At 67.6% G+C, this 24946-nt stretch carries 21 protein-coding genes; 13 read left to right on the top strand and 8 right to left on the bottom strand.

Annotated features, from left to right (window positions below; translation table 11 throughout):
- Positions 1–42 precede the first annotated feature (42 nt).
- The 11 genes from D5S18_RS24240 (at position 43) to D5S18_RS24200 (ending at position 12075) form a co-directional block, all read left to right on the top strand.
- Positions 43–4641, top strand: coding sequence for an ATP-dependent helicase (locus D5S18_RS24240; RefSeq protein ID WP_120043368.1), 4599 nt, complete (start codon positions 43–45; stop codon positions 4639–4641).
- Positions 4642–4647: 6 nt separating this feature from the next.
- On the top strand, positions 4648–5430 hold the full coding sequence (locus tag D5S18_RS24235; protein WP_120043367.1) for a DNA-formamidopyrimidine glycosylase family protein: 783 nt from the start codon (positions 4648–4650) through the stop codon (positions 5428–5430).
- Between the two features lie 117 nt (positions 5431–5547).
- Positions 5548–5721, top strand: coding sequence for a hypothetical protein (locus D5S18_RS34990; RefSeq protein WP_158607943.1), 174 nt, complete (start codon positions 5548–5550; stop codon positions 5719–5721).
- Between the two features lie 252 nt (positions 5722–5973).
- Positions 5974–6465, top strand: a complete 492-nt coding sequence (locus tag D5S18_RS24230; RefSeq protein WP_120043366.1) for a hypothetical protein — start codon at positions 5974–5976, stop codon at positions 6463–6465.
- 20 nt (positions 6466–6485) lie between these two features.
- The gene (locus tag D5S18_RS24225) at positions 6486–7526 is read left to right on the top strand and encodes an Rpn family recombination-promoting nuclease/putative transposase (protein ID WP_120043365.1); all 1041 of its coding nucleotides are present in this window, start codon (positions 6486–6488) and stop codon (positions 7524–7526) included.
- Between the two features lie 132 nt (positions 7527–7658).
- On the top strand, positions 7659–8669 hold the full coding sequence (locus D5S18_RS24220; protein WP_120043364.1) for an Rpn family recombination-promoting nuclease/putative transposase: 1011 nt from the start codon (positions 7659–7661) through the stop codon (positions 8667–8669).
- A gap of 50 nt (positions 8670–8719) precedes the next feature.
- The gene (locus D5S18_RS34530) at positions 8720–8944 is read left to right on the top strand and encodes a hypothetical protein (protein ID WP_147404122.1); all 225 of its coding nucleotides are present in this window, start codon (positions 8720–8722) and stop codon (positions 8942–8944) included.
- 230 nt (positions 8945–9174) lie between these two features.
- Positions 9175–9741: a TetR/AcrR family transcriptional regulator gene (locus D5S18_RS24215; protein WP_120043363.1), complete on the top strand. Its 567-nt coding sequence runs from the start codon at positions 9175–9177 to the stop codon at positions 9739–9741.
- Positions 9742–9845: 104 nt separating this feature from the next.
- A complete protein-coding gene (locus D5S18_RS24210; RefSeq protein WP_120043362.1) occupies positions 9846–10040 on the top strand; it encodes a hypothetical protein in 195 nt (64 codons plus the stop codon).
- An 82-nt stretch (positions 10041–10122) separates the two neighbouring features.
- Entirely contained in the window at positions 10123–10800 is a 678-nt protein-coding gene (locus D5S18_RS24205) for a winged helix-turn-helix domain-containing protein (protein ID WP_120043361.1), read from the top strand.
- Between the two features lie 114 nt (positions 10801–10914).
- Positions 10915–12075, top strand: coding sequence for a sensor histidine kinase (locus D5S18_RS24200; protein WP_120043360.1), 1161 nt, complete (start codon positions 10915–10917; stop codon positions 12073–12075).
- Between the two features lie 47 nt (positions 12076–12122).
- On the opposite strand, the gene glpD is transcribed toward D5S18_RS24200, so the two are convergent.
- Positions 12123–13856, bottom strand: a complete 1734-nt coding sequence (gene glpD / locus D5S18_RS24195) for a glycerol-3-phosphate dehydrogenase (RefSeq protein ID WP_120043359.1) — start codon at positions 13854–13856, stop codon at positions 12123–12125.
- 308 nt (positions 13857–14164) lie between these two features.
- Here glpD and glpK point away from each other — a divergent pair, with 308 nt between their 5' ends.
- A complete protein-coding gene (gene glpK / locus D5S18_RS24190) occupies positions 14165–15661 on the top strand; it encodes a glycerol kinase GlpK (protein ID WP_120043358.1) in 1497 nt (498 codons plus the stop codon).
- On the opposite strand, the gene D5S18_RS24185 is transcribed toward glpK, so the two are convergent.
- The 4 genes from D5S18_RS24185 to D5S18_RS24170 all read right to left on the bottom strand — a co-directional run bounded on the left by D5S18_RS24185 (position 15662) and on the right by D5S18_RS24170 (position 20866).
- Positions 15662–16837, bottom strand: coding sequence for an aminotransferase-like domain-containing protein (locus D5S18_RS24185; protein WP_120043357.1), 1176 nt, complete (start codon positions 16835–16837; stop codon positions 15662–15664).
- Positions 16838–16924: 87 nt separating this feature from the next.
- Positions 16925–17971: a DUF8176 domain-containing protein gene (locus D5S18_RS24180; protein WP_239003970.1), complete on the bottom strand. Its 1047-nt coding sequence runs from the start codon at positions 17969–17971 to the stop codon at positions 16925–16927.
- Positions 17972–18047: 76 nt separating this feature from the next.
- Positions 18048–19094, bottom strand: a complete 1047-nt coding sequence (locus D5S18_RS24175; RefSeq protein WP_239003969.1) for a hypothetical protein — start codon at positions 19092–19094, stop codon at positions 18048–18050.
- A 368-nt stretch (positions 19095–19462) separates the two neighbouring features.
- Positions 19463–20866, bottom strand: coding sequence for an NAD(P)H-quinone dehydrogenase (locus tag D5S18_RS24170; protein ID WP_120043355.1), 1404 nt, complete (start codon positions 20864–20866; stop codon positions 19463–19465).
- Between the two features lie 246 nt (positions 20867–21112).
- Between D5S18_RS24170 and D5S18_RS24165 the strand changes: the two genes are divergently transcribed.
- A complete protein-coding gene (locus tag D5S18_RS24165; RefSeq protein ID WP_120043354.1) occupies positions 21113–21586 on the top strand; it encodes a gamma-glutamylcyclotransferase family protein in 474 nt (157 codons plus the stop codon).
- An 80-nt stretch (positions 21587–21666) separates the two neighbouring features.
- Here the strand turns inward: D5S18_RS24165 and D5S18_RS24160 are convergent, their stop codons facing one another.
- The 3 genes from D5S18_RS24160 to D5S18_RS24150 form a co-directional block, all read right to left on the bottom strand.
- A complete protein-coding gene (locus tag D5S18_RS24160) occupies positions 21667–22806 on the bottom strand; it encodes a M20 family metallopeptidase (protein ID WP_120043496.1) in 1140 nt (379 codons plus the stop codon).
- A gap of 98 nt (positions 22807–22904) precedes the next feature.
- Positions 22905–24116: a M20 family metallopeptidase gene (locus D5S18_RS24155; protein WP_120043353.1), complete on the bottom strand. Its 1212-nt coding sequence runs from the start codon at positions 24114–24116 to the stop codon at positions 22905–22907.
- Between the two features lie 92 nt (positions 24117–24208).
- Positions 24209–24913, bottom strand: a complete 705-nt coding sequence (locus tag D5S18_RS24150) for an enoyl-CoA hydratase-related protein (RefSeq protein WP_120043352.1) — start codon at positions 24911–24913, stop codon at positions 24209–24211.
- Positions 24914–24946 lie beyond the last annotated feature (33 nt).

Raw genomic sequence — 24946 nt, 5'->3', positions numbered from 1 at the left:
CAGTCCACCCTCGGTGTCGGTGCCGCGAGGCAGACTGTTGCCATGGCTCGGTTCTCCCCCGCGACACAGGAGTGGTTCGACGGCGCCTTTGCCGCGCCGACGGCCGCGCAACTGGGCGCGTGGCGGGCGATCGCCGCAGGTGAGCACACCTTGGTCGTCGCGCCGACCGGCTCCGGCAAGACACTGTCGGCCTTCCTCTGGGCCATCGACAGACTGGCCACTCGAAAGAAGCCGGCCGCCGAGTCCCCGGCCGGGACGACAGTGCTGTACGTCTCACCGCTGAAAGCGCTCGCGGTGGACGTCGAGCGCAATCTGCGCGCGCCCTTGGTCGGCGTCACCCAGACGGCCAAGCGGCTCGGCCAGGATCCGCCGCGGATCACCGTCGGCGTCCGCTCCGGCGACACCGGCCCGGCCGAGCGGCGCGCCATGCAGCGCACCCCGCCCGACATTCTCATCACCACACCCGAATCGCTGTTCCTGCTGCTCACCTCCGCCGCCAGGGAGACGCTGCGCACGGTGCAGACAGTCATCGTCGACGAGGTGCACGCCATCGCGGGCTCCAAACGCGGTGCGCACCTGGCACTTTCGCTGGCCCGATTGGATCTGCTCACCGAGCGCCCGGTCCAGCGCATCGGACTGTCGGCCACGGTGCGGCCGCCGGAGGAGGTCGGGCGCTTCCTGGTCGGTGGCGCGCCCATCACCCTGGTCGCACCGCCCGCACCCAAAACCTTCGACCTGTCGGTGCGCGTCCCGATCCCGGATATGACCGAACCCGATGCGGAATCCGACCAGCCGGGATCGATCTGGCCGCATGTCGACGAGGCCATCGTGGACCTCATCCTCGAGCACCGCTCCTGCATCGTCTTCGCCAACTCCCGTCGCCTCGCCGAGCGGCTCACCGCCCGACTCAATGAGGCATACGCGGCGCGGCTCGGCGACCCGGTCGACACCGCGCACGCTCCGCCCGCGCAAATCGGTCCGTCCACGGAGGTGATCCACGGGGCACAGACCCTGCTCGCGCGGGCGCACCACGGATCGGTCAGCAAGGAGCAGCGCGCACTGATCGAGGACGATCTCAAGAGCGGTCGCCTGCGCTGTGTGGTCGCCACCAGCAGCCTCGAACTCGGCATCGATATGGGCGCGGTCGATCTGGTGGTGCAGGTCGAGGCGCCGCCGTCGGTGGCGAGCGGGTTGCAGCGCATCGGGCGGGCGGGCCATCAGGTCGGCGAGATCTCGCGCGGCGTGCTCTTTCCCAAGCACCGCACCGATGTCATCCACTGCGCGGTCGCCTCCCAACGGATGACGGCGGGCCGGATCGAGGCGCTGCGCATCCCGGCGCATCCGCTCGACATCCTGGCCCAGCAGACGGTGGCCGCCTGCGCGCTGGAACCGATCGATGTCGATGCCTGGTTCGAAACGGTCAGGGGCGCGGGCAGTTACGCGACGTTGCCGCGCTCGGCCTACGAGTCGGTGCTGGATCTGCTCGCCGGGCGCTACCCCTCCGACGAATTCGCCGAACTACGACCGCGAGTGGTGTGGGACCGGGACGCGGGCACCCTGACAGGCAGGCCGGGCGCACAGCGGTTGGCCGTCACCTCCGGTGGCGCGATTCCGGATCGCGGCATGTTCGCGGTGTACATGGTCGGCGAGAAGGCCTCGCGGGTGGGCGAACTCGACGAGGAGATGGTCTACGAGTCGCGGGTGGGCGATGTCTTCGCCCTCGGCGCGACCAGTTGGCGGATCGAGGAGATCACCTTCGACCGGGTCCTGGTCACCCCGGCCTTCGGCCAGCCGGGTCGGCTGCCCTTCTGGCACGGCGACGGACTCGGCCGCCCCGCCGAATTGGGTTCGGCCCTGGGCGAATTCGTGCGCAAAGCGGGCGGCCATCCGGACCAACTGGATCAACTCACCGCCTCGGCCGGACTGGACGAGTTCGCGAAGGCGAATCTCGGTGCGCTGCTGGAGGATCAGCGCACCGCGACCGGTCAACTGCCGACCGACCGCACCCTGCTGGTGGAGCGCTTCCGCGACGAACTGGGCGATTGGCGACTGGTGCTGCACTCCCCGTACGGGTTGCCGGTGCACGCGCCGTGGGCGTTGGCCGTCGGGTCGCGGCTGCGCGAGCGGTTCGGCGTCGACGCCGCGCCGACGGCCACCGACGACGGAATCGTGGTGCGCCTACCGGATACCACCGACACGCCGCCGGGCGCCGAACTCTTCGTCTTCGAAACCGACGAGATCGATGACCTGGTCACCGAACAGGTCGGCGGTTCGGCGCTTTTCGCCTCCCGATTCCGGGAATGCGCGGCCAGGGCGCTGCTGCTGCCGCGCCGCGATCCCGGCAAGCGGGCACCGCTGTGGCAGCAGCGGCAGCGGTCGGCGCAACTGCTGGATGTGGCGCGCAAGTATCCGGAGTTCCCGATCCTGCTGGAGACGGTGCGCGAATGTCTGCGCGATGTCTACGATCTGCCGTCCCTGCACGACCTGTTGGGCCGGGTGGCGCGGCGGCAGGTACGACTGGTCGAGGTCGAGACCGCGACGCCGTCCCCGTTCGCCAACGCACTGCTGTTCAGCTATATCGGCCAATTCATGTACGACGGGGACAGTCCGCTGGCCGAACGGCGGGCGGCCGCGCTGTCGCTGGATTCCGGACTGCTCGCCGAACTGCTCGGTCGGGTGGAGCTGCGCGAACTGCTCGACGCCTCGATCCTGGAACTCACCGAGCGCGAACTGCAACGGTTGACTCCCGAGCGCAAGGCCACCGACGCCGAGGGGTTGGCGGATCTGCTGCGGCTGCTCGGCCCGCTCACGGCGGCCGAAGCGGGCGAGCGGTGCGAAGGCGATCCGCAGCCCTGGTGCACCGAATTGGTGCGGACACGTCGGGCGCTGGAGGTTTCGTTCGCCGGGCGTAGCTGGTGGGTGGCGGTCGAGGATGCGGCGCGGCTGCGCGACGCGCTCGGGGTGCCGCTGCCGATCGGCACGCCCGCCGCCTTCATCGAACCGGTGGCCGACCCGCTGGGCGACCTCCTCGGCCGCTACGCCCGCACCCACGCACCGTTCAGCACCGAGGCCGCCGCACAGCGTTTCGGACTCGGCACGGCGGTGGTCGCGGCGGCGCTGCACCGCCTCGTCACCGAAAAGCGGGTGGTGGAAGGCGAATTCACGCCGGGAGCGGGCGGATCGGAGTGGTGTGACGCGCAGGTGCTGCGCCGACTGCGCAGGCGTTCGCTGGCGGCGGCGCGCCACGAGGTGGAGCCGGTGTCGACCGCCGCCCTCGGTCGCTTCCTCCCGGCCTGGCAGCATGTGGGCACGGGCGAGCTGCGGGGTGTCGACGGGGTGGCCGCGGTGGTGGAACAGCTCGCGGGCGTGCCGATTCCGGCCTCGGCGTGGGAATCGCTCATTCTGCCCTCGCGGGTGCGCGACTACTCCCCCGCCATGCTGGACGAGTTGCTGGCGACCGGTGAGCTCTGCTGGTCCGGACACGGTGCGATCACCGCCAAGGACGGGTGGATCGCGCTGCACCTGACCGAACAGGCGCCGCTCACGCTGCCGCCCGCCGACGAGATCGAGATGAGCGAGGTCCACCTGCGTTTGTCGGCGGCCATGGGTGCCACGATGACGCCGTGGACGCCCACCCCTCCGGTGCCGCTGGACGATCCTGCCGATATGACGGCGGGCGCGGTGCGAATGCCGCCCATCCTGCACGGTGGCGGCGCGTATTTCTTCCGTCAGCTCTCCGACGCCACCGGCCTGCTCGATGACGCGAAAGTCGCTGCGGCCCTGTGGGACCTGGTGTGGGCCGGGATGGTTTCGGGCGATACCTTCACACCGGTGCGCGCCCTGCTGTCCGGCACGTCGCGCACCTCGACCGCGCACCGCAGTCCCCGCCGCACCCCGCGTGGCCGCGCCTACTTGCCGCGACCGAGCCTGCCCCAGAGAACGGGACCGCCCACGGTGGCGGGACGCTGGTCCCTACTACCGGATCGAGTGGCCGACAACACCGTTCGCGCCCACGCCACCGCCGACCTACTCCTCGAGCGTTACGGCGTGCTCACTCGCGGTTCGGTGCAGAGCGAGGGCGTGCCCGGCGGCTTCGCGCTCATGTACCGGGTGCTCACCGAATTCGAGGACAGGGGCCGCTGTCGCCGCGGCTACTTCATCGATACGCTCGGCGGCGCGCAGTTCTCCACCACCGATGTGGTGGACCGACTGCGTTGTTTCGACACCGAGCGGGCTCGCCCCGGCACCGAACAGCAGGACGCGGCCGACAAGTCGCTGGCACTGGCTGCCTGCGATCCCGCCAACCCGTACGGCGCGGCCCTACCCTGGCCCAAGGGCGCGGCCGACGGCGGGCATCGGCCGGGTCGCAAGGCGGGCGCGCTGGTGGCGCTGGTCGGCGGGGAGTTGGTGCTCTATTTGGAACGCGGCGGGAAGACGCTGCTCACTTTCACCGAGGATCCCGATGCCCGCACCGCCGCGGCCGCCGCACTGGCCGGTCTGGTGCACGATCGTCGGGTGGATTCGCTGGTGATCGACAAGGTGAATGGCGAATCGGTGCACGGCAATACCTTCGCCGCCTTCCTGAGCGAGGCCGGATTCGCGAGCACCCCGCGCGGGCTACGGCTGCGCAGACAATTGTGAGACCCGATGCCCGAAGGTGATGTCGTGTTCCGGACGGCGGCGCGGCTGCGGGCCGCGCTCGTCGGAAAAGACCTGACGCGCAGCGATTTCCGGGTGCCGCGCTACGCCACCGTCGATCTGGTCGGTCAGCGGGTGGACAGCGTCGGCAGTTACGGCAAGCACCTGTTCATCCGCACCCTCGACGTCACCATTCACACCCACCTGAGAATGGACGGCGAGTGGCGGATCTTCCACTGCGGGCAGCGGTGGACCAAGCCGCGCGTCAGCGCCCGACTCGTCCTGGCCACCGACGAGGTGGAGGCGGTCGGCTTTTCGCTGGGCACGGTCGAGGTGCTGCGCGGCGCCGATGAGCACACCGCCATCGACCATCTCGGACCCGACCTGCTCGGACCGGGATGGGACGCGGCCGAGGCGGTGCGCCGGCTGTCCGCCGCGCCGGATCGCGCCATCGGACTGGCACTGCTGGATCAGCGCAATCTCGCCGGGATCGGCAATATCTATCGCAGCGAGGTGTGCTACCTGCGGCGCGTACATCCGGCCACACCGGTCGGGGTCGTGCCCGATCTGCCCGCGCTGGTCGATGAGGCACACCGGGTGCTGACCGCCGCCGCACACCAACCACCGTGGCGGCCGCTGGTCTACCGGCGCACCCACCGACCCTGTCAGCGCTGCGGCACCGCCCTCCTCGCGCGACTGCTCGAACCCACCGGCGCGGACGCCGACCGCATCGATCAGCGCGAGCGCGGCATCTATTTCTGCCCGCGCTGTCAACCCGCGCCCTCGGCCTGACCCGAGAACGGCCGCCGATCCCGCACACTGTTAGTTGCCGCTCATTTGCTAACACTCCGCTCCATCGGTACGACACCCTTGGCGGCACTCCGATCGGATACTTGGGAAAGCGGGCAGATGGCGGCAATATCGCGCACGGGTATGCGGAATGCGCTGCCCATCGCCACCCGGCTACTGGCCGCCGCGCTCACCACTGTCGCGACCCTCTTCTTCGGCTATCTGCTGCTGCATCAGGACACGCCTGATCATCAGAACCACATGCCGCCGCCCTCGTTCAACGCCCGCCCCTGAGAGTTTCGAACAACAGCATTCCAAAACTGCTGTATTTCTATTCATTTCGGGTCATCGCGTGATCCGAAATGAATCGCCTCGCCGCGCCGATTCGAATCCCTTCCTGGCGAAACAGGGCAATTCGAAAGGAAACTGGCGCGCCCGAATCCTCGACGCCTACTCTCGAACCCGCTCATAGGCTTTCGCACGGATCCTGCAGATCCGAATCCACCGACGACCGGAACAATCCACGCATACCACCGTGAGCGGACCATGAAACTCGACCTCTACGACTCATATGAGGGCCTCGACGCCCAACTGACCCACACCGGCATTGTCCGGACAATCCGCCGCAAAGACGCGCAACGCACCCTCGACGGCCTGCTCGATCGTATCGACCACACCGAGCACGACCCGCACTTCTTCTGGGTCGTCGACCGCGCCATGCTCGTCGGCACCATGCTCGACTCGCGCAACACCCCGGTCTGCGCCGTCGACGTGGCCCTCAATCTCATCCGACATCCCGATCCCGACCGCAATCCACCGCAGGACCAAATGGACCTGATCTTCGATTCCTGGTGGGATCACACGCCGCTCCCCTCGGATTTCCCGCCGTGGTGCGACGACATCGAACTCATGCACTTCCTCAAAAACAAGGACTGGGCGCTGAATCTCACCGACCTGGACGTCTACGGCCACGAATTGCCCCCGATCGACGTCCCCTACCGCCTCGTCTACGACCGCAGGTTCGGGCGGTTCACGTAACACAGGCGCCGGTAGCCGCCGTGCGCCTTCCCTACACGGAGGACGCTCTGATCAACTCACGAACCATTCTGGAGGAAGCGGCATTCCGGCCGAATCCCGACGATCCCTACTTCCAGCGCGTCGGCTTCCCGATGGATACCACCGCGCAACTGTGCAACGCACTCCCGCATCGACTCCGCGACAGGCTGGACCCGCACAGTCTCGAACTACAGCCCGGCAGCTATGTGTCCGACGACCTTCGGACCCGCTACAGCGACATGCTGTACAAGGCCAGGCTCGCCGAGCGCGACGTGTACCTCTACCTGCTGATCCAAAACCGCGGCCGGGCCGAACGTTTGACGCCCTTGCAGATTTTGTCGCACGTCGAGCGCCTGTGGACCCGCCACCTCGACGAGCACCGCGACGCACGGACCGTGCCCGCAGTGATCCCGCTGGTGGTGCTCGGCAACCATCGGGGTGATCGCTGGTCCGCGCCCACCGATCCCGCTGCCACACCGGCCTCGGACAGCGGGATTCGCGGCTACCTTCCGCTATTCCGTTTCCTGTTCGACGATAGCCACCCCATCGATCTCGCGGGTCTGAAAGAAAGTGACCTGACGCCCGCACCATTGGTAACTTTGGTTCTGGGGGAACCGGCGCACGAGTTCGGGCCGGTGGACACCACCTTGCAGCAGATGATCGACGAGTTGCGCGACGCACCTTTCGATCCCAGCGTGAACTGTGCTTTCGGCCCGATGATCACCTACATCCTGCGCGTCGGTGAGGCATCGGTGGCCGAGTTGATCGCCACATTCGAGGAAGTTCCAGCAGCGAAGGAGGTTCTGATGGCCGTCGCCGATCGGCTCATCGCCCAGGGCGAGACGAAAGGCCGAATCGAAGGACGGATAGCGGGCCGCGCCGAAGGGCGCGCCGAAACCCTCATCGAGCAAATGCAATTGAAGTTCGGCCCCATTCCGGAGCGCGTCATCACCGCCGTACAGACCGCCGACACCACGCAGTTGAAAACCTGCGCCGCCCGCATCCTCACAGCGGAAACCCTTACCGAACTTATTCTTCCCTGACATTTCAGAACCGGGTGGGAGTCCCGGCTACTCCCACCCGCTCATCCTGGGGGCACATCTGAATAGACCACGAATCTCGTTGGGCAATGCAGTGTTTCGTTCAATCACTGATGAAGGGGCGAGTACCCGAGCATGACCAAGTTGGACGCTTTGGCGGAGGCGATCGGCCACGAGGACGCCGTCAAACCGCCGAATCACCACGACGCGTACTTCCGCGACGTCATGACCATCTCCGCGAACGCCGCATCGCAGCTACGAGCCGTACTACCGAAAGAGATCGTCACACAGCTGGATTGGCGCACCCTACGACTGCAATCGGGCAGCTTCATCTCCGACGATCTGCGCTCGCGCTACACCGATACGCTCTACAGCGCGAAACTCGACGGACGCAAAGCCTTCATCTACCTGCTCATCGAACATCAGTCCACGATCGACAAGATGATGCCGCTGCGGATGCTCCAATACGTCGTCGACATCTGGAGCCGCTACGCCGAGGAGCATCCGAAAGCCACCAAGTTGCCCGCCATCATCCCGCTGGTCGTGCACAACAACAACCGCAAGGAACGCTGGACGAAATCGACCGAACTCACCGACCTGATCGACCTCGATCAGGAAACACTCGAAGCCTTCCGCGACTACCTGCCGCACTTCCGCTTCCTCCTCGACGACGTGGCCGCCATCGACCCGGAAACACTGCGAGCCCGCGATGTACGCCCCGCCGTCTTGTTAATGTTGATGCTGCAAAGGTCCGTTCTGAGCGCACCCGGCCTCGGCCCCTGGTTGACCCAACTGCTCGGCGGTCTACTGGGCGGCCTCTCACCGCGAGAACTCCGTGCGCTGGTGACGTACCTGTTGCGGGTCGGCGAGATGTCGACCAAAGACTTGGAACCCATATTCGAACAACTCGACCCGCAGGCAAAGGAGGTTTTCATGACCACAGCCGAACAACTTCGCGCCGAAGGTGCCGCCAAAGCTCGTGCGGAAGAATGCGCAGAAAACCTGATCCAGGTGATGACCGCGAAGTTCGGCGTCGTATCTCAACGCACCATCGCCGTTGTCAACGAGGCGGGGATGTCTCAGTTGAAGGCGTGGTTCGGGCGCGCGATGACGGCGAACAGCGTCGAGGACGTCTTTGCGCACTGATCGAGCCATCGGCTGCTTCCATCTGGCCCCATGGTCCCAGGAGCTTCCCAATGACTACAGCCGAGCAACTGCTCGCTCAAGGGTATGCGAAAGGATTTGCCAAGTCGTATTCGGAAGGTCGCTTCGAAACGCTGACCGAGTTGCCGGCATCCGAATTCGGGGATCTGCCTCAGCATTTCATCAGCAAGCTCGACAACGCTGATATCGAACAGCTGGAGAGGTGGGTAGACCGCATCATGACCGCGACCAGCCTGGAAGACTTCTTCACCGACTAGTTGAACACCCCCGGTGCGCCGGAGTCATTCGAGAATGGCTCCGGCGCACCGGGATACGACACACCGGGGCTGTGACCAAGGGTGGGCGTAGTGGGGGCGGGGGTGCGGGGGTTGCGCTACGGTCTGTTGCTGTGAGCACAGCGGGGCGAGCGACGGGGGCGGGTGGTCCCGGGCACGGGTCTTCTACCTCGGAGAATGGGTCGGCAGCGCAGTCGATCCCCAAGCGGCGGATGTCTGCGGGCGATCGGCGGGCGCAGTTGCTGGATGTCGCGCGCGATATCGTGGCCGCCGATGGGTTCGGGGCGGTGACGATCGAGCGGGTGGCGCGCGAGGCGGAGGTGGCGCGCGCCCTGGTGTATCAGCAGTTCACCGATCTGTCGGGGCTGATGACGGCGATGCTGGACCGGGAGATGGGCATCGCGCTGGCCGGTGTGGCCGGGGTGAAATGGTCCACCGACACAGTCGACCAGGTCGCGCGCAGCATCCTCGACTATTTGCAGGCGGCGCCTGCGAGCTGGCAGATCATGCTCAGCCCGCCCGATGGCGGCCCGCCGAATCTGCGTGCCCGCCTGGAGTTGGGCCGCTCCTATGCCCGCGCGTCCGGGGCGAGGCATCTGTCCCGGTTCTCGGGCACCGAGGTCGATCCGAACGGTCCCACGGAGCGAATCCTGGTGGCCGCCTTGGAGGAATTGGCCCGCCTGCACCTGGACAACCCGCTGAGCGTGCCGGACGACGTGCTGCGCAACTACATCGCCGGCCTCCTGCACTGGGCCATCGCCATGGAAACCGGCAGCTAGCGACCCTGTCTCGGAGTGCCTGCGCCGCATCACGAAAATCTCACGCGGACATTGGTTTTCTATCTCCGGTGCGGCGCGGGCCGCACCGGAAGGAGAGGAAACCAATGAAGTCAGCTCTCATCGCGGCGGCGCTGGCCGCCGCCGCGCTCGCCGCCGGGACCGGTATCGCGCATGCCGACTACATCGGCAACTACGCGACCTACGACGCGTGTGAGGCGGACGGCAATTCCCCGAAGACAGGCGGTACGCACTGGGAGTGCCGTCCGGCAGGTGACGGTTGGGATCTGTTCACCTACTGAGTCGAACGCGTGTCGCGAGCGGCCGCGCGGGGTGGCTGCTCGCGCTGCGCGAGGAAGGGACCGTCACCTATTGTCTGACGTCGTGCGGGTTTTGGTGATCGAGGACGATGAGCGCCTCGGCCACGAGGTGGCGATGGGTTTGCGGGCGGCCGGTTTCGCGGTGGATCTGGCCTACCGACTCGGCGAGGCTGATCTGAAGATCTCGGTGAATGTCTACGACTGCCTGGTCGTGGACCGCGGTCTGCCCGATGGTGACGGTCTCCTGTTCCTCGCCGCCAAAAGGCAGGCGGGGCTGCGGGTTCCGGTGCTGGTGTTGACGGCCCGCGACGAGATCGCGGACCGGGTCAGCGGTTTCGACCACGGTGCCGACGACTATCTCGGGAAGCCTTTCGCCTTGGCCGAACTCGCGGCCAGGGTGCGTGCGCTGTGTCGGCGCCGGGAGCAGCCCGCGCCTGCCCGACTCACCTTCGGCGATCTCGATATCGATCTGGCTCGCCGCCGAGTGCTGCGCGGCGGGGTGCTGCGCACGCTGACGCCCAAGGAGTTCGCTGTTCTGGAGCTGCTGGCCGTGCGAGCGGGCGGTGTCGTCTCGCGCAGCGAACTCATCGAATGCTGTTGGGACGAGATGGCCGAACCCAACTCCAATGTCGTCGACGCCGTCATGGCCCAGTTGCGGCGCAAACTCGGCCCGCCGCAGGTGATCGAGACGATTCGGGGCATCGGCTTCATGATCGGCCGCGATTCGATGATCGGAAACTGACCCATTCGCACCGTACTGTCCACCTCGAATTCCCGTCCGGCCGTCGCGCGCCTACGTCGCACCCGCCGGCAACTGACCGCGCTCATCGCGGTCAGCACCACCGTCTGCCTGATCGTGCTCGGCATCGTCGTCGCGGTGATCGATGCGCGTTCCCGCGCGCACGCCGTGGACGAGACGTTGGATCGGGTGGTGACGGGTCTGTGGCACGGTATCAATCTGAAAACCGATGAGGACGCGGTCGACACCGACCAGCTGAAGTCCTACGACCTCGCCAATGGTGAACTGGCCGTGGTGGTTTTGACCGCGACCGGTCAGGGCCATTGGAAACAGACCTACACCCACCTGCGCTCGTGGCTGCCCACGGAGGCGGGGATCAAGGCGCTGGCCGATGACGCGGTGCAGGCCGACATCCTGATCTATCGCGACGACGCCGACACCGTCGGCCGCCCGGTCCGGTTGGCGGCCAGACCGTTGAGCTTCAGTGACACCAGCGTGCAGACGGTGATCATCGCGGGCACCAATCCCGGTGCGCGCGACAGGGATCGGTCGCTGCTGGTGTGGAGCCTCGTCGTGGGCGGCGCGGTGCTGGTGGCGCTGTCGTCGGGGGTGGCGCATCTGCTGTCGGGTCGCAGTATTCGGCAGGCGCTGACGATGGTCGACGAGCAGGAACGTTTCCTCGGCGACGCGGCCCACGAATTGCGCACACCGCTGGCCACATTGCGGCTGATCACCGAGCCGCGTCCGCGCGCACCGAACGAGATCGAACGCGCGCTGGCGGACGCGCGCGGTCTGGGAGAACGGTTGGAGCGCATCGTCGCCGGACTGCTCGCCCGCGCCAGATTGCAGGCGGGTGTCGCCACCGTGGAACAAGTGCAGTTACTGCTGGATCAGCTCACCGAGGCGGTGGTGGAGGAATTCCCGCACGCCCGCGTCACGGTGCGCACCGAACCCTGTGTGGTGGTGGGTGATCCGGCGCTGCTGAGTCTGGCCGTACGCAATCTGATCGAGAACGCCATCACCCATGGCGCGGTGAACTCGCAAGCGCCCGTCGAAGTTTACGTGGCGCAGGGCCGGGTGAGCGTGCGCGACCACGGAACGGGACCGGCCCCGAGCCTGTCGAGCAATCCGTTCCAGCGCGGTATCACCGGTGGGCGGGGCAGCGGGATCGGGCTCGCGCTGGTGGCCTGGATCGCCGACGTGCACGGCGGCACCGCGACGATGGAGCCCGCGGCGGGCGGCGGAACCATTGTGGCGCTGGCGCTTCCGCCCGGCTGAGCCATGAGACTTCGAGCGAGGCCATGACTCGAAGTCCGTCCGGTGGCTCACCCCTCGGACGGGACCGGTTCGAGGATCTCCGGGCGCGGTTCAGGGGCGGCGATGCGCAGGGCGTCGGCGGAGGCATCGTCGGGTTGGGTCTGTGACCGCACCTCGGCGTCCACCCTGGCCAGATAGGTTTGGACCTCGCGTTCGATCTCGCGTTCGTCCCAGTCGAGGATCGGGGCGACCAGTTCGGCGACCTGCTGGGCGCAGTGGGTGCCCCGGTGCGAGTATTCGATGGAAATGCGGGTGCGGCGGGCCAGGATATCGTCGAGGTGCAGCGCACCCTCGGCGGCGGCCGCGTAGACCGCCTCCACCTGGAGGTAGGAGGGCGCGTCGGTAATCGGGTGCAGCAGTTCGGGTTTGCCCTCCGCCATGGTCAGCACCTCGTCGATGAGCGAACCGTAGCGGTTCAGCAGATGCTTGATCCGGTACGGGTGCACCCCGTACGCCTCGGCCAACTGCACCGTCTGGTTGATCAGCGCGTAGTAGCCGTCCGCGCCGAGGAGCGGCACCTTGGCGGTGATCGAGGGCGAGACGCGGGCCGGAATATCCTGTGCCGCCTCGTCCATGGCGTCGTAGGCCATCACCCGGTAGGTGGTGTACTTGCCGCCCGCGATATCGACCAGGCCGGGTGCGACCCTGGCCACCGCGTGCTCGCGCGAGAGCTTGGAGGTCTGGTCGCTCTCCCCGGCGAGCAGCGGGCGCAGGCCCGCGTAGACGCCGTCGATATCGTCGTGGGTTAGCGGGGTGACCAGCACCTGGTTCACCCGGTCCAGCAGGTAGTCGATATCGGCCTTGGTGGCGGCCGGGTGGGCGAGATCGAGATTCCAGTCGGTGTCGGTGGTGCCGATGATCCAGTGCGCGTCCCACGGGATGACGAACAGCACCGAGGTGGGGGTGCGCAGGATGATGGCGGCGTCGCTGACGATCCGATCACGCGGCACCACGATGTGCACACCTTTGGAGGCGCGCACGTGGAATCGGCCCCTGGTGTGCGAGAGGGCCTGCACCTCGTCGGTCCACACGCCGGTGGCATTGACCACCACATGCGCGCGCACCTCGCCGGTGCGTCCGTCCTCGCTGTCGCGGATCTTCACCCCGACCACCCGGTCGGCCTCGCGCAGGAAGCCGACGACCTGGGTGGAGGTGCGGATGACCGCGCCGTAGTGGGCCGCGGTGCGGGCCACCGTCATGGTGTGGCGGGCGTCGTCGACGACGGTGTCGTAGTAGGTGACGCCGCCGATGAGCGAATCGCGGCGCAGGCCGGGGGCCAGCCGCAAGGCGGCGTGCCTGCTCAGATGATGCTGTCCCGGAACGGATTTCGCGCCACCCATGGTGTCGTAGAGGACCAGACCGGCGGCCACGTAGGGCCGCTCCCAGACCCGGTGGGTGAGCGGATAGAGGAAGCGCAGCGGTTTGACCAGGTGCGGGGCCAGGGTGGACAGTGCCAGCTCGCGCTCGTGCAGCGCCTCGCGCACCAGTCCGAATTCCAGCTGTTCCAGATACCGCAGCCCGCCGTGGAACATCTTCGAGGAGCGGCTCGACGTGCCGGAGGCCAGGTCGCGGGCCTCGACGAGGGCCACGCTGAGTCCTCGGGTGGCCGCGTCCAACGCGATGCCCGCACCGACCACGCCGCCGCCGACGACGACCACGTCGAAATGCTCTTTGCCGAATCGCTCCCAGGCGGCGCGCCGCTGTTCGGGGCCGAGGGCCTGGGCCTGCGGGTTCTTGGTCATGCTCGACTCCTGCCAGCCGGGGTGTCCGATCGAGCTGCTCGGGTACAGGCTAGGCGCTGACCGGCGACCGCGCCGTATTCGCCGACACAGCCGTGTCGGCTGGTAGGTCACCGGCCGAGTCGGCCAATAGAGATGCCGGCCGGTCGGCCATCAGTGATGCCGGCCGGTCGGGCCAACAACGACACCGACCGGGTCCGCCAACAACGGCGCCGGATGGTCGGGTAACAGCGACACCGCCGGGTCGGCGACACGGGAATCCACGGCGCGAGGTGCCGCTGCGGCCCGGTTCGCTTTAGTAGCCTGCACGAATGCGTCGCTATGTGGCCGCCATCGACCAGGGCACGACCTCGAGTCGCTGCATCGTGTTCGACCGGAGCGGGCGCGTCATCGGGGTCGCCCAGCGCGAGCACGAGCAGATCTTCCCGCGCCCCGGCTGGGTCGAGCACGATCCCGAGACCATTTGGCGCAATATCGAATTCGTCCTCGAAGCCGTCCTGGATCGAGTCGGGATCGGCCCGCGGGACCTGGCTGCGGTTGGCGTGACCAACCAGCGTGAGACCACGGTGGTGTGGGATCGGGCGACGGGTGTGCCGATCCACAATGCCATCGTCTGGCAGGACACCCGCACCGACCGGCTGTGCGTCGAACTGGGCGGCGAATTCGGCCCGACCCGCTATCAGGATCGCACCGGACTACCGCTGTCCACCTACTTCGCCGGGCCGAAGGTGCGCTGGATTCTCGATCACGTCCCTGGTGCGCGCGAGCGAGCGCAGGCGGGCGAACTGTGCTTCGGCACCATCGACAGTTGGGTGCTGTGGCGGTTGACCGGACTGCATATCACCGATGTCACCAATGCCTCGCGCACACTGCTGATGGATCTGCGCGCACTGCGATGGGATCGGCGAATCTGCGCGGAGATCGGTGTGCCCGAGGCGATGCTGCCCCGGATCCGCAGTTCCTCCGAGGTTTACGGGGAGATCGCGGCCGGGCCGCTGGCGGGAGTTCCGGTCGCGGGCATCCTGGGCGATCAGCAGGCGGCCACCTTCGGCCAGGCGTGCCTGTCACCCGGCGAGGCCAAGAACACCTACGGCACCGGCAATTTCATGCTGCTCAACACCGGGACCACCCCCGTACCGAGCAAACACGGGCTGCTCACCACGGTGTGCTACCAACTCGGCGCGCAACCTGCGGTGTACGCGCTCGAAGGTTCGATCGCGGTGACGGGATCGCTGGTGCAGTGGCTGCGCGACAATCTGGGCATTATTCACTCGGCCGACGAGATCGAGCCGCTGGCAGGCAGCGTTCCGGACAATGGCGGCGCGTATATCGTCCCGGCCTTCTCCGGGCTGTTCGCCCCGCGCTGGCGACCGGACGCGCGCGGTGTCATCGCCGGATTGACCAGGTACGTCAATCGGGCGCATCTGGCGCGGGCCGTACTGGAATCGACCGCGTTCCAGACCTGCGAGGTCATGGACGCCATGCGCGCCGACGCCGAATCCCAGCGGATGCGACTGGAATTGACCACACTCAAGGTCGACGGCGGCATGGTCGGCAATGACCTGCTCATGCAGTTCCAGTCCGACATCCTGGATGTGCCGGTGGTGCGACCGGTGGTCAACGAGACCACCGCGCTCGGCGCGGCCTATGCCGCCGGACTCGCCGTGGGCTTCTGGTCGGGCACCGACGATATTCGCGCCAACTGGGCCGCCGACAAGATCTGGCGGCCGACCATGTCGGCCGCCGATCGGGCGGCGTACCTCGCGAACTGGAACAAGGCCGTCGAGCGCACCTACAACTGGGTCTGATCAGCCGACGGCGCGGGCGAGCCTGACGATCGCCTCGGTCAGCGTCGCCTCGTCGGAGGTGGTGAAGCACATGCGCATCGAGTTGCGGTAGTCCGTATCCACCGCGAAAGCCGCGCCGGGGACATAGGCGACGCCGTTGTCGAGGGCGCGCGGCAGCACGGCCTGCGTGTCGGTGCCGTCGGTGAAATCGGCCCACACGAACATGCCGCCCGCCGCGTCGGTGCAGTTCGCCCGGTGGCCGAGGTGTTCGCGGAAGGCGTGCACCAGTGCCTTGGCGCGGGATCCATAGGCGCCGCGCACCGTATCGACGTGGGCGGCGAGCCACACCCGGTCGGCGAGCAGGTCGGCGGCGATCTGCTGGGTGAGCGCCGAACCGCACAGGTCCGCGCCCTGTTTGAGCAGTTCGACGCCCCGGCACACCTCGTCCGGTGCGACCATCCAGCCGACGCGCAGCGCGGGCGAGATGATCTTGGAGGAGCTGGACAGCCGAATCACATTGCGGGAGTGGGCCGCCACCGGTTCGGGCGCCGGGCTGTCGAACCACAGTTCGCCGTAGGGATCGTCCTCGATCACCCAGAAGCCGTGGCGCTCGGCCAATTCCGCGAGTTCGCGGCGGCGCTGCGCCGACATGGTGACCCCGCCGGGATTGTGGAAATTGCTCACGGTGTGCACGAAGGCGGGACGCTCACCCTTGGCCAGCAGATCGGTGAGCACATCCAGGCGCAGGCCGTCGCGATCCAGCGGCACCGCGACGATGCGCGCGCCTGCGGCCCGGAAGACCTGCAGCGCACCGACATACGCCGGATCCTCGACGATGACCAGCGCGCCCGGATCCAGCAGCACCTCGGCCAGCAGCGACAGTGCCTGCTGCGAACCGTGGGTGACGAACACCTCGGCGAGGGGCACCTCCCGCCCGATCCGCGTCGATTCGCGCGCGGCCAGCACCTCGCGCAGCGGACCCCAGCCCGCCGACTCGGTGTACTGCAGGCAACCGCGATGACTCAACGCCGCATCGGCCGCCGCCGCCAACCGCTCGCGCGGCATGAGCTCGGCATCGGGCAGGCCGCCCGCGAGGCCGATGATGTCGGGGCGGGCGGTGAGTTTGAGCAGGTCGCGAATCGCCGAACTCCGCAATCCGCCGAGCTTGTTCGCGAGCGGTGGCAGCGTCGACGACATGAGAACCTCCAAGGGGATGCTGATAGCCCATCCTCGCAGGTGGCTGATCAGAGTGTGAAATTGATATCCCAAATAATGGGAGCTAGTCTACTCGCCCCGATTCTTGATCGAGTACACCAACTCCTTGCCGTCCCGGTTCACCGTGAGCACCGTCTGCTGATACACGCTGGTCGAACCGTCCGGTCGACGTTCGGTCAGATCCACATCGAAGGTCCGCGGCGCGGTCTCGGCAATGCGCACACAGTGCGTGGTCCCCACCGGAATCTGCTCATCGATCGCCTTCTGGATGATCTCCGCCGTGGAGACATTCAGATTGTCCGCCGCCACGAACCGCCGGGCCTGCACACCGCTGCGGGTGACGTAGAAGCCGTACTGGAAGCCGAGTATCGCGCCGGGACCCGATGCGGTGTCGCCCGCGCCATTGCCCACGGTGAGTTTGCCGTCCCGACCGGCCGGACAGCTCAGTGTCGCTTTGGCGCCGGTGGGGGGCGCCGCGGCGGTGGTCTCGGTGCCGCCGCCACTGCGGGTGACCGCGACGATCACCAAGGCCAGGCCGATGATCGCCGCCAGCGCGGCAGCCACCCCGCCGACGACCCAACCGGTCGGCCTGCGCTTGGTCCCGGATTTGCGCTGGTACGCCGGGGCCAGCCGCTGCACGATCTGATCCTGGGACCAGGGCAGTTCGGGAGTCTTCGGTGGCGGCGGCGCGATCGGCACCGCACCGGAATCGGGTGCGGGCGTCCATGGCGGCTCGCGGTCCTGCGACGTCGGAAAGACCTGGCTGTCCGGGGCGCGATACTGCACCTGCGGGGCAGAGGTCTCCTCCGCGGGCCGCCAGACCAGCTCCGGATGGTCGGCCGCGGGCTCGCTCCACTGCGGCGGACCCGACTCGGCGGGGGGCGCGCGGAACTCGCCGACCGGCGGACCGAACCCCGAGACGGGCGGACCGAACTCCGACACCGGCGGGCCGAACTCCGAGACCGCGGGTCCGAACTCGCCCATCGGCGGGCCGAATTCGCTCTCGGGACCGGCGAATTCGCGCCCCGGAGCACCTGCGGAATCGGAGACGGGCGGACCGAATGCCGACGCGAGCCGATCCGGGTCGTTGTCCTTCGCGTCATCCTGGGAGGCCACACCCACATCCTTTCTCCCCTGGACACACGGGTGGGGCGGTCGCGAACGACCGCCCCACCCATCGAATCAGCACGCGTCAGTACTGGAGTGAACCACCCCACTGCGTGGTGACGCCACCCACATCGACGGTCTGCGGCGCGACATCGCCCGGCGGCAGGATCGGCGGCGCGGCATGGCGGGCCGCGTCCAGCGCCGCGGCGCCACCCGGCTGCGACTCGATCCACTGCTCGACGGCCGCCTTCGCCAGATTCAACTGGGTGGTGTCGAGAATCGCCGTGTTCTTGCCGTCGGCCAGACCCTCGCCACCGGTGTACGAGGTGACCTTGATGGTGTTGATATCGACGAACTCCACCGAGATACCGGCCTCGCCCGCACCCGTCGGGGTGTGGTAGCCGACGGTCCCGACGTAGCCGTCCTTATTGGAGAAGTGGTGAGTGTTGGCGACGAAGCCCGGCAGCACCGCACCACCGTCGACATTCGCGCCGACCTCGAGGTGCGGACCCGACATCTCGACGACCGGGGCGGGCGGCGCGGACTGCAACTGCGGCGACTGCCAGCGCGGCTGCTGCGGCGGCTGGGGCGTCTGCACCAGGTCGTCGGCGGGCGGCTGGGGCTTGGCCGGATTCGCCTGGCCGGGAGGCACCGCGCCCGGCTGCTGCTGCGTGCCGCCGGGAGCGGGCTTGGGCTGCTGCACACCGGGCTGATCCGGCATGACCGCGGGCATATCGCCCGGCTGCTGACCCGGCACCGGCAGCGGCGCGATGCGCGGGGTGGTGACACCGGGCTGCGTGGGCGTCTGCGGCTTCTTCTGGCCCGGCAGTGCCTGATTCGGCTCCGGAGTGGTGACACCCGGTTGGCTCGGGCTGGGCGTCGGCGGCTGGTTCGGCGCGGCCTTGGGCGCGTTGTCCGGCTTCGGTGCGGGCGTCTCCGATGTCGGGGCGTCCGCGCCAGGGTTGGGTGCGGGAGTCTCGGTGGCAGGCGTCTCGATGCCCGGTTGCGCGGGCGCCGTCGGCGGAATGGTCGGGGGGATAGTCGGCGCGTCCTGCGGCGCCGCCCCCGCCGGCGCCGCGAACAGGGTGGCCACTGCGGCCACGGTGGCCAGTGGCAACGATGTGCTCGCCATCGCTCGCTCCACCCGACTCGGCTTACGATGTTTCACTTTTCGCTAATCCCTTTCCCGAACGCGACCGAAATTGGTCACGCTCAGTCGTCCCTCTGAAGACGCTCGGTCGCAAGGCAACCTGTGGGCCGCCGCGCTCCCGTTTCAGGAAAGGACAACTCCCCCAACACGACAACTACGACCGCCCGCCGATCGCATCTCTGCGGGAAGTGAACCACATGAGCGCCGCATAGGCAATGCGAATGAAACCCCAGCATTGGCAACCATACTCACCGGTCAACCCCCTGAAATACGGGAAAACCGAACGGATTTCCGCACGATCGGTTCGGTTGTCCCTACATGTTTGGCAATAGGCCTGCTAGGCAAGGTCTTCAGCCGAGGTCGTCATGCCGCATGAGCTGACGGGCCGCCTCGGTCACCGAACCCGTCAACGATGGATACACCGAGAATGTCTGCGCCAGATCGTTCACGGTCAGATTGTTCTGCACCGCCATGGCGATAGGCAGAATCAACTCCGAAGCGATCGGGGCCACCACCACCCCGCCGATCACCACACCGGTGGCGGGCCGACAGAAGATCTTGACGAAACCTCGACGCAGTCCCGACATCTTGGCGCGCGGATTGGTATTCAACGGGAGCATCACCGTGCGCGCAGGCACCTCGCCGTCATCGATGGCGGTCTGACTCACGCCGACCGTCGCGATCTCCGGCCGGGTGAATACCGCCGAAGCCACCGTCTTCAAACGAATCGGACTCACGCCCTCGCCCAGCGCGTGATACATGGCGATACGCCCCTGCATCGCACCCACCGAGGCCAGCGGCAACAGTCCGGTGCAGTCCCCTGCGGCGTAGATACCGGGCACCGTGGTGCGCGAGACCCGGTCGACCCGCAGATAGCCGCCGCGATCGACCTCGATGCCGACCCGATCCAAACCCAGGCCCGCGGTATTGGGGGTGGAGCCGACCGTCATCAGCGCGTGCGTACCCGTCACGGTGCGACCGTCGGACAGCTTGACGACAACGCCGTTCTCGGTGCGCTCCACGGCATCCGCGCGACCGTGCTTGACCAGTTCCACACCGCGCTCGGCCAGCGCGTCCTCCAGCACCAGCGCCGCGTCGGCGTCCTCACCGGGCAGCACCCGATCGCGGCTGGCGACCAATTTCACCCGCACACCCATCTCGGTGTACGCGGAGACGAATTCGGCGCCGGTGACACCGGATCCGACCACCACCAGCGTCTCGGGCAGTTCCTTCAGGTCGTAGAGCTGACGCCAATTGAGGATGCGCTCGCCATCGGGTTCGGCGCCGGGCAGCACGCGTGGACTCGCGCCGGTGGCGAGCAGCACCACCTCGGCCTCGATGGTCTCCTCGGTGCCGTCCGCGAGCCGGGCCAGCACCCGGTGCGCGGCCAAACCCAGGGCGGGATCGCACAGTTCACCGCGACCGGCCAGGATGCTCACCCCGGCGGCCTGCAACTTCGAACGGATATCGGAGGACTGGGCCAGCGCCAACTCCTTGACGCGCGTATTCACCTCGGCCAGTTGGATCTGCGCGTTGCTGGGGTCGAGATCGATGCCGAGCCCGCGGGCGCGACGCAGATCGGTGCGCACCCCGGTCGAGGCGATGAACGTCTTGGACGGGACACAATCCCACAGCACGCACGCGCCGCCGATGCCATCGCTGTCGATCAACGTCACGGTGGCGCCGTGCTGGGAGGCCACCAGCGCCGCCTCGTAACCGGCAGGTCCGCCACCAATGATCGCTATGCGGGTCATTGATACCTCCGCTTGATCGCCGTGCGGGTCATTGATACCTCCGCTTGATCGCCGTGCGGGTCATTGATACCTCCGCTGGAGCAGATGAACCGGGATCTCCGGTGCAGGGACAACCGTAGTCGGGTGAGCTGCCACATATTCGCCGGACGTGCTACTCACCGGTCAGTTCGGGTGATTCGCCGAGACCCGCCGCGCGGCAGCCATCGCAATCGAACGTCACCGGGCTTTATTGGCTAACCTTTCCTGGTGCCGATCTACGCCGCCTATGGGTCCAATATGGACTCGTCGCAAATGCTCGAGCGCTGCCCGCACTCGCCACTGTCCGGAACGGGCTGGTTGGAGGGCTGGCGGCTGACATTCGCCGGCGACGATATCGGTTGGGAGGGTCCGCTCGCGACGGTCGTGGAGGATCCGGGCGCCAGGGTCTTCGTGGTCCTCTACGACGTCTCCGCGGAAGACGAGCAGCGGCTCGACCGCTGGGAGGGTTCGGACTTCGGCATCCACAAGAAGATTCGCCTGCGGGTCAGCCGGGGCGACGGCTCGTCGGCGGATCCCACACTGGCGTGGCTGTATGTACTCGACGCCTACGAGGGCGGACTGCCCTCGGCCCGGTACATCGGCGTCATCGCCGACGCCGCGGAGAAGGCGGGCGCGCCAGAGGATTACGTGCACGCGCTGCGCACCCGCAACAGTCGCAATGTCGGACCGGGTTCGGTGTGATCGCGGTCGCGAAGACGCCGCCGCCGCGGAAATAGCGTGGCCGACTCGAATTCGAGTCGGCCACTTGATATTTCGCGGTCTCAGCCCGCGAGCACGATATTGGTGAGCACCCGCACACCCACCGCGAGCGCGCGCTCGTCGAGATCGAAGGTGGGCTGATGCAGGTCGAGCTGTTCACCGTGGCCGGACCACACGCCGAGTCGGGCCATCGCGCCGGGCACCTCCTCCAGATACCAGGAGAAATCCTCCCCGCCGCTGGACTGCATCGTGTCGGCCAGCGCGTCGGGACCGAGCTTGCGGATGGCGTCCTCGAACATCCTGGTCGCCTGCTCGTCATTGACCACCGGCGGCACACCGCGTTTGTAGTTGAGCTGATAACGGACCCCCGTCGGCGCGAGCAGACCGTCCACGATCTCGCGGACCATCGGCTCGAGCAGTGACCAGGTGGCGTGATCACCGGTGCGCACCGTACCGGTGAGCATGCCGGTCTGCGGAATCGCGTTGGGGGCCTTGCCCGCCGACACCGCGCCCCACACCATCACGGTGCTGGTGCGCGGATCGATGCGCCGCGAGAGCAGACCGGGCAGACCGGTGATGACGGTGCCGATCGCGTACACCAGATCACTGGTCAGATGCGGACGTGACGTGTGCCCGCCCGGCGAATCCAACACCAATTCGACGGTGTCGGCGGCCGAGGTGATCGGACCACACCGCACACCGACCCGCCCGACCTCCAGGCGCGGATCGCAGTGCAGGGCGAAAATGCGCTCGACACCCTCCATCGCGCCGGTGGCCACCACATCGATCGCACCGCCCGGCATCACCTCCTCGGCGGGCTGGAATACCACGCGCACACCGATCGGCAGCCGCTGCACCTCCGCCAGCGCCATCGCGGCGCCGAGCAGGATCGCGGCGTGCGCGTCGTGCCCGCACGCGTGCGCCACCCCCGGCGCGGTGGAGGCGAAACTCAGACCCGTGAACTCCTGCAGCGGTAGCGCGTCGATATCGGCGCGCAGTCCGATGCGCGGACCGTCCGGACCGATATCGCAAACCAGCCCCGTGCCACCGGGCAGCACCCTCGGTTGCAACCCGGCCTTGTGCAGCCAGGCCGAGATGAACTCCGTGGTGGCGAACTCGGTGCGGGAAAGCTCCGGGTTGGCGTGAATGTGCCTGCGCCAGTGCACGAGATCCGCGGTGTGGTCGGCCAACCACGCGTCGATCGTCTCCTGCGCGGTGCCCGCCGTGCGCTGTTCCCGACGCGCACGCTCGCCGCTTTCGGCGGCCTGCCGCGTGAGCTCCGCGGAACGGCCGGTAATGCTCACCGAATACCCTCCTGTCGTTGAATCAGCCGTTGTAACAACCTCTCCCTATGCAATTCATCGCGAGCGGCGGTGACGGCGGTACGCGCCAGTGCGCGCGCACCGTCGATGACGGCGCGGTCGGCCGAGGCGTTGACGCTCGCGGCGGCGAAGGCCGGTTGATGTGTCACCGCCCCACCGGCATCGATGCCGATCACCGGATGGATGCCCGGAATGACGTTGGTGACGTTGCCCATGTCCGTGCTCCCGAGTGGGCGCTGCGCCTCGAGTTCGGGTGCGATCGGCACCCTGCCGAGGTCGACGATATGCTCGCGATAAGCACACAGTAGTTCCGGATCCGGGGTGAGCTCGGTATATGTCGGCGCAACGGTGCGGATTTCGTGCGTGCAGCCGGTCGCCAGGGCGCCCGCCGCGAAACAATCCGACGCTCGTCGCAGCAGATCGTCGAGCGATGCGGAGTCGACTGCGCGCAGGTAATACAGCAGTTCCGCACGTCCGGGCACGATGTTGGGGGCTACGCCACCGTCGCCGACTATACCGTGCAGTTGCTGTCCGGGCTGGAGATGCTGTCGGAGCAATCCGAGGGCAACCTGGGTGATGGTGACCGCGTCACCCGCGTTGCGGCCCCGTTCGGGCGCGGCGCTGGCATGCGCCTCGCGGCCGTGGAACACGATCGACAGATCCGCCATCGCCAAGGAGTGCGCGCCGACGATGTCGACCGGACCGGGATGCACCATCATCGCCAGCGCCACATCGTCGAAGACGCCGCGCTCGAGCATGAGCACCTTGCCGCCGCCGCTTTCCTCGGCCGGGGTGCCCAGCACCAGCACCGTGAGCCCGAGCGCGTCGGCCACCTCGGCCAGGCCCAGCGCCGCACCCACCGCCGAGGCGGCAATGATGTTGTGCCCGCAGGCGTGTCCGATACCGGGCAGCGCGTCGTACTCGGCGCACAGCGCGACCGTCAGCGGGCCGTGGCCGAAGCTCGCACGGAAGGCGGTGGGCAGCCCGGCCACCCCCGACTCGATGGCGAAACCACGCTCGGCAAGCGGGACAAGAATTTTCGCGACGCTGCGCACCTCTTCGAAGGCGAGCTCCGGTTCGGCGTGAATCGAATGCGACAGCGCGATCAGCTCCGCCGCGGCCGCCTCGATCGCGGCGTCGACGGGGTGTGCGGTCCGGGAATCCTCGGTGCCGATGCGCGGTGGTGGCATGGCACACAGTCTGGCACTGCGCGGGCGACCGAGCACAGCCCGGCACCACGCGGCCGAACGAGTTCGGGCGGTCCGCGGGGGTGAAGCCGGGGCTATCCCAGCGCGAACGCCAGGTTCTCGGAAGTGGTCGGCACCGCGAGTCCGGCCAGCGCCCGCGCGTGCAGCCCCCGCTTGATGACCGGCAGATTCGGTTTGCGATTGCCCGCCAGCGCGGCCGCGCGGGCCACCGCGTCGGACAGCAGCGCGTCGGCATCGGCCTTGGCGTCGACCACACCGGCCGCGATCGCCTCATCGGCCGGGTAGCGGTGACCGGTCGTCATCGCCCGCACGCAGACCTGGTTGGTCAGCCGCTCGGTCAGCAGCGCGTTCATGCCGAGGGTGAAGGGCATACCCAACAGCACCTCGGGCAGGCACCAGAAGCCGCGGTCGGCGCGCATCACCCGGAAATCGTGCGAGGTGGCCAGCATGGCGCCCGCGCCGAAGGCATGACCGTTGAGCGCGGCCACCGTCGGCAGCGGGAACTGCAGCAGGCGGGTGTAGAGCGAATGCACCCGGTCCAAGTAGCCGTGGCTCTTGTCCATATTGCCGAAGAGCCAGTCCGTATCCAGGCCATTGGTGTAGAACTTGCCGGTGGCCGTGGTGACCAGCGCGGCAGGTCCCTGCGACGCCTCCACCTTGTCGAGCAGGTCGTGGAATTCCGCGATCCAGTCGGGGTGGAAGCGGTTCTCGCTATCGGTCTGGCCCTCGTTGCCGAGGTAGACCACGAACACATCTCCGTCACGCTCCAGATACGGCATGCGTGCAGCGTAGCGTGTTCCTACCCGCCGGTA

It is taken from the genome of Nocardia panacis (assembly GCF_003598715.1).
In the GTDB taxonomy this organism is placed as follows: Bacteria; Actinomycetota; Actinomycetes; order Mycobacteriales; family Mycobacteriaceae; genus Nocardia; species Nocardia panacis.
This window is presented reverse-complemented; position numbering and strand designations above follow the sequence as displayed.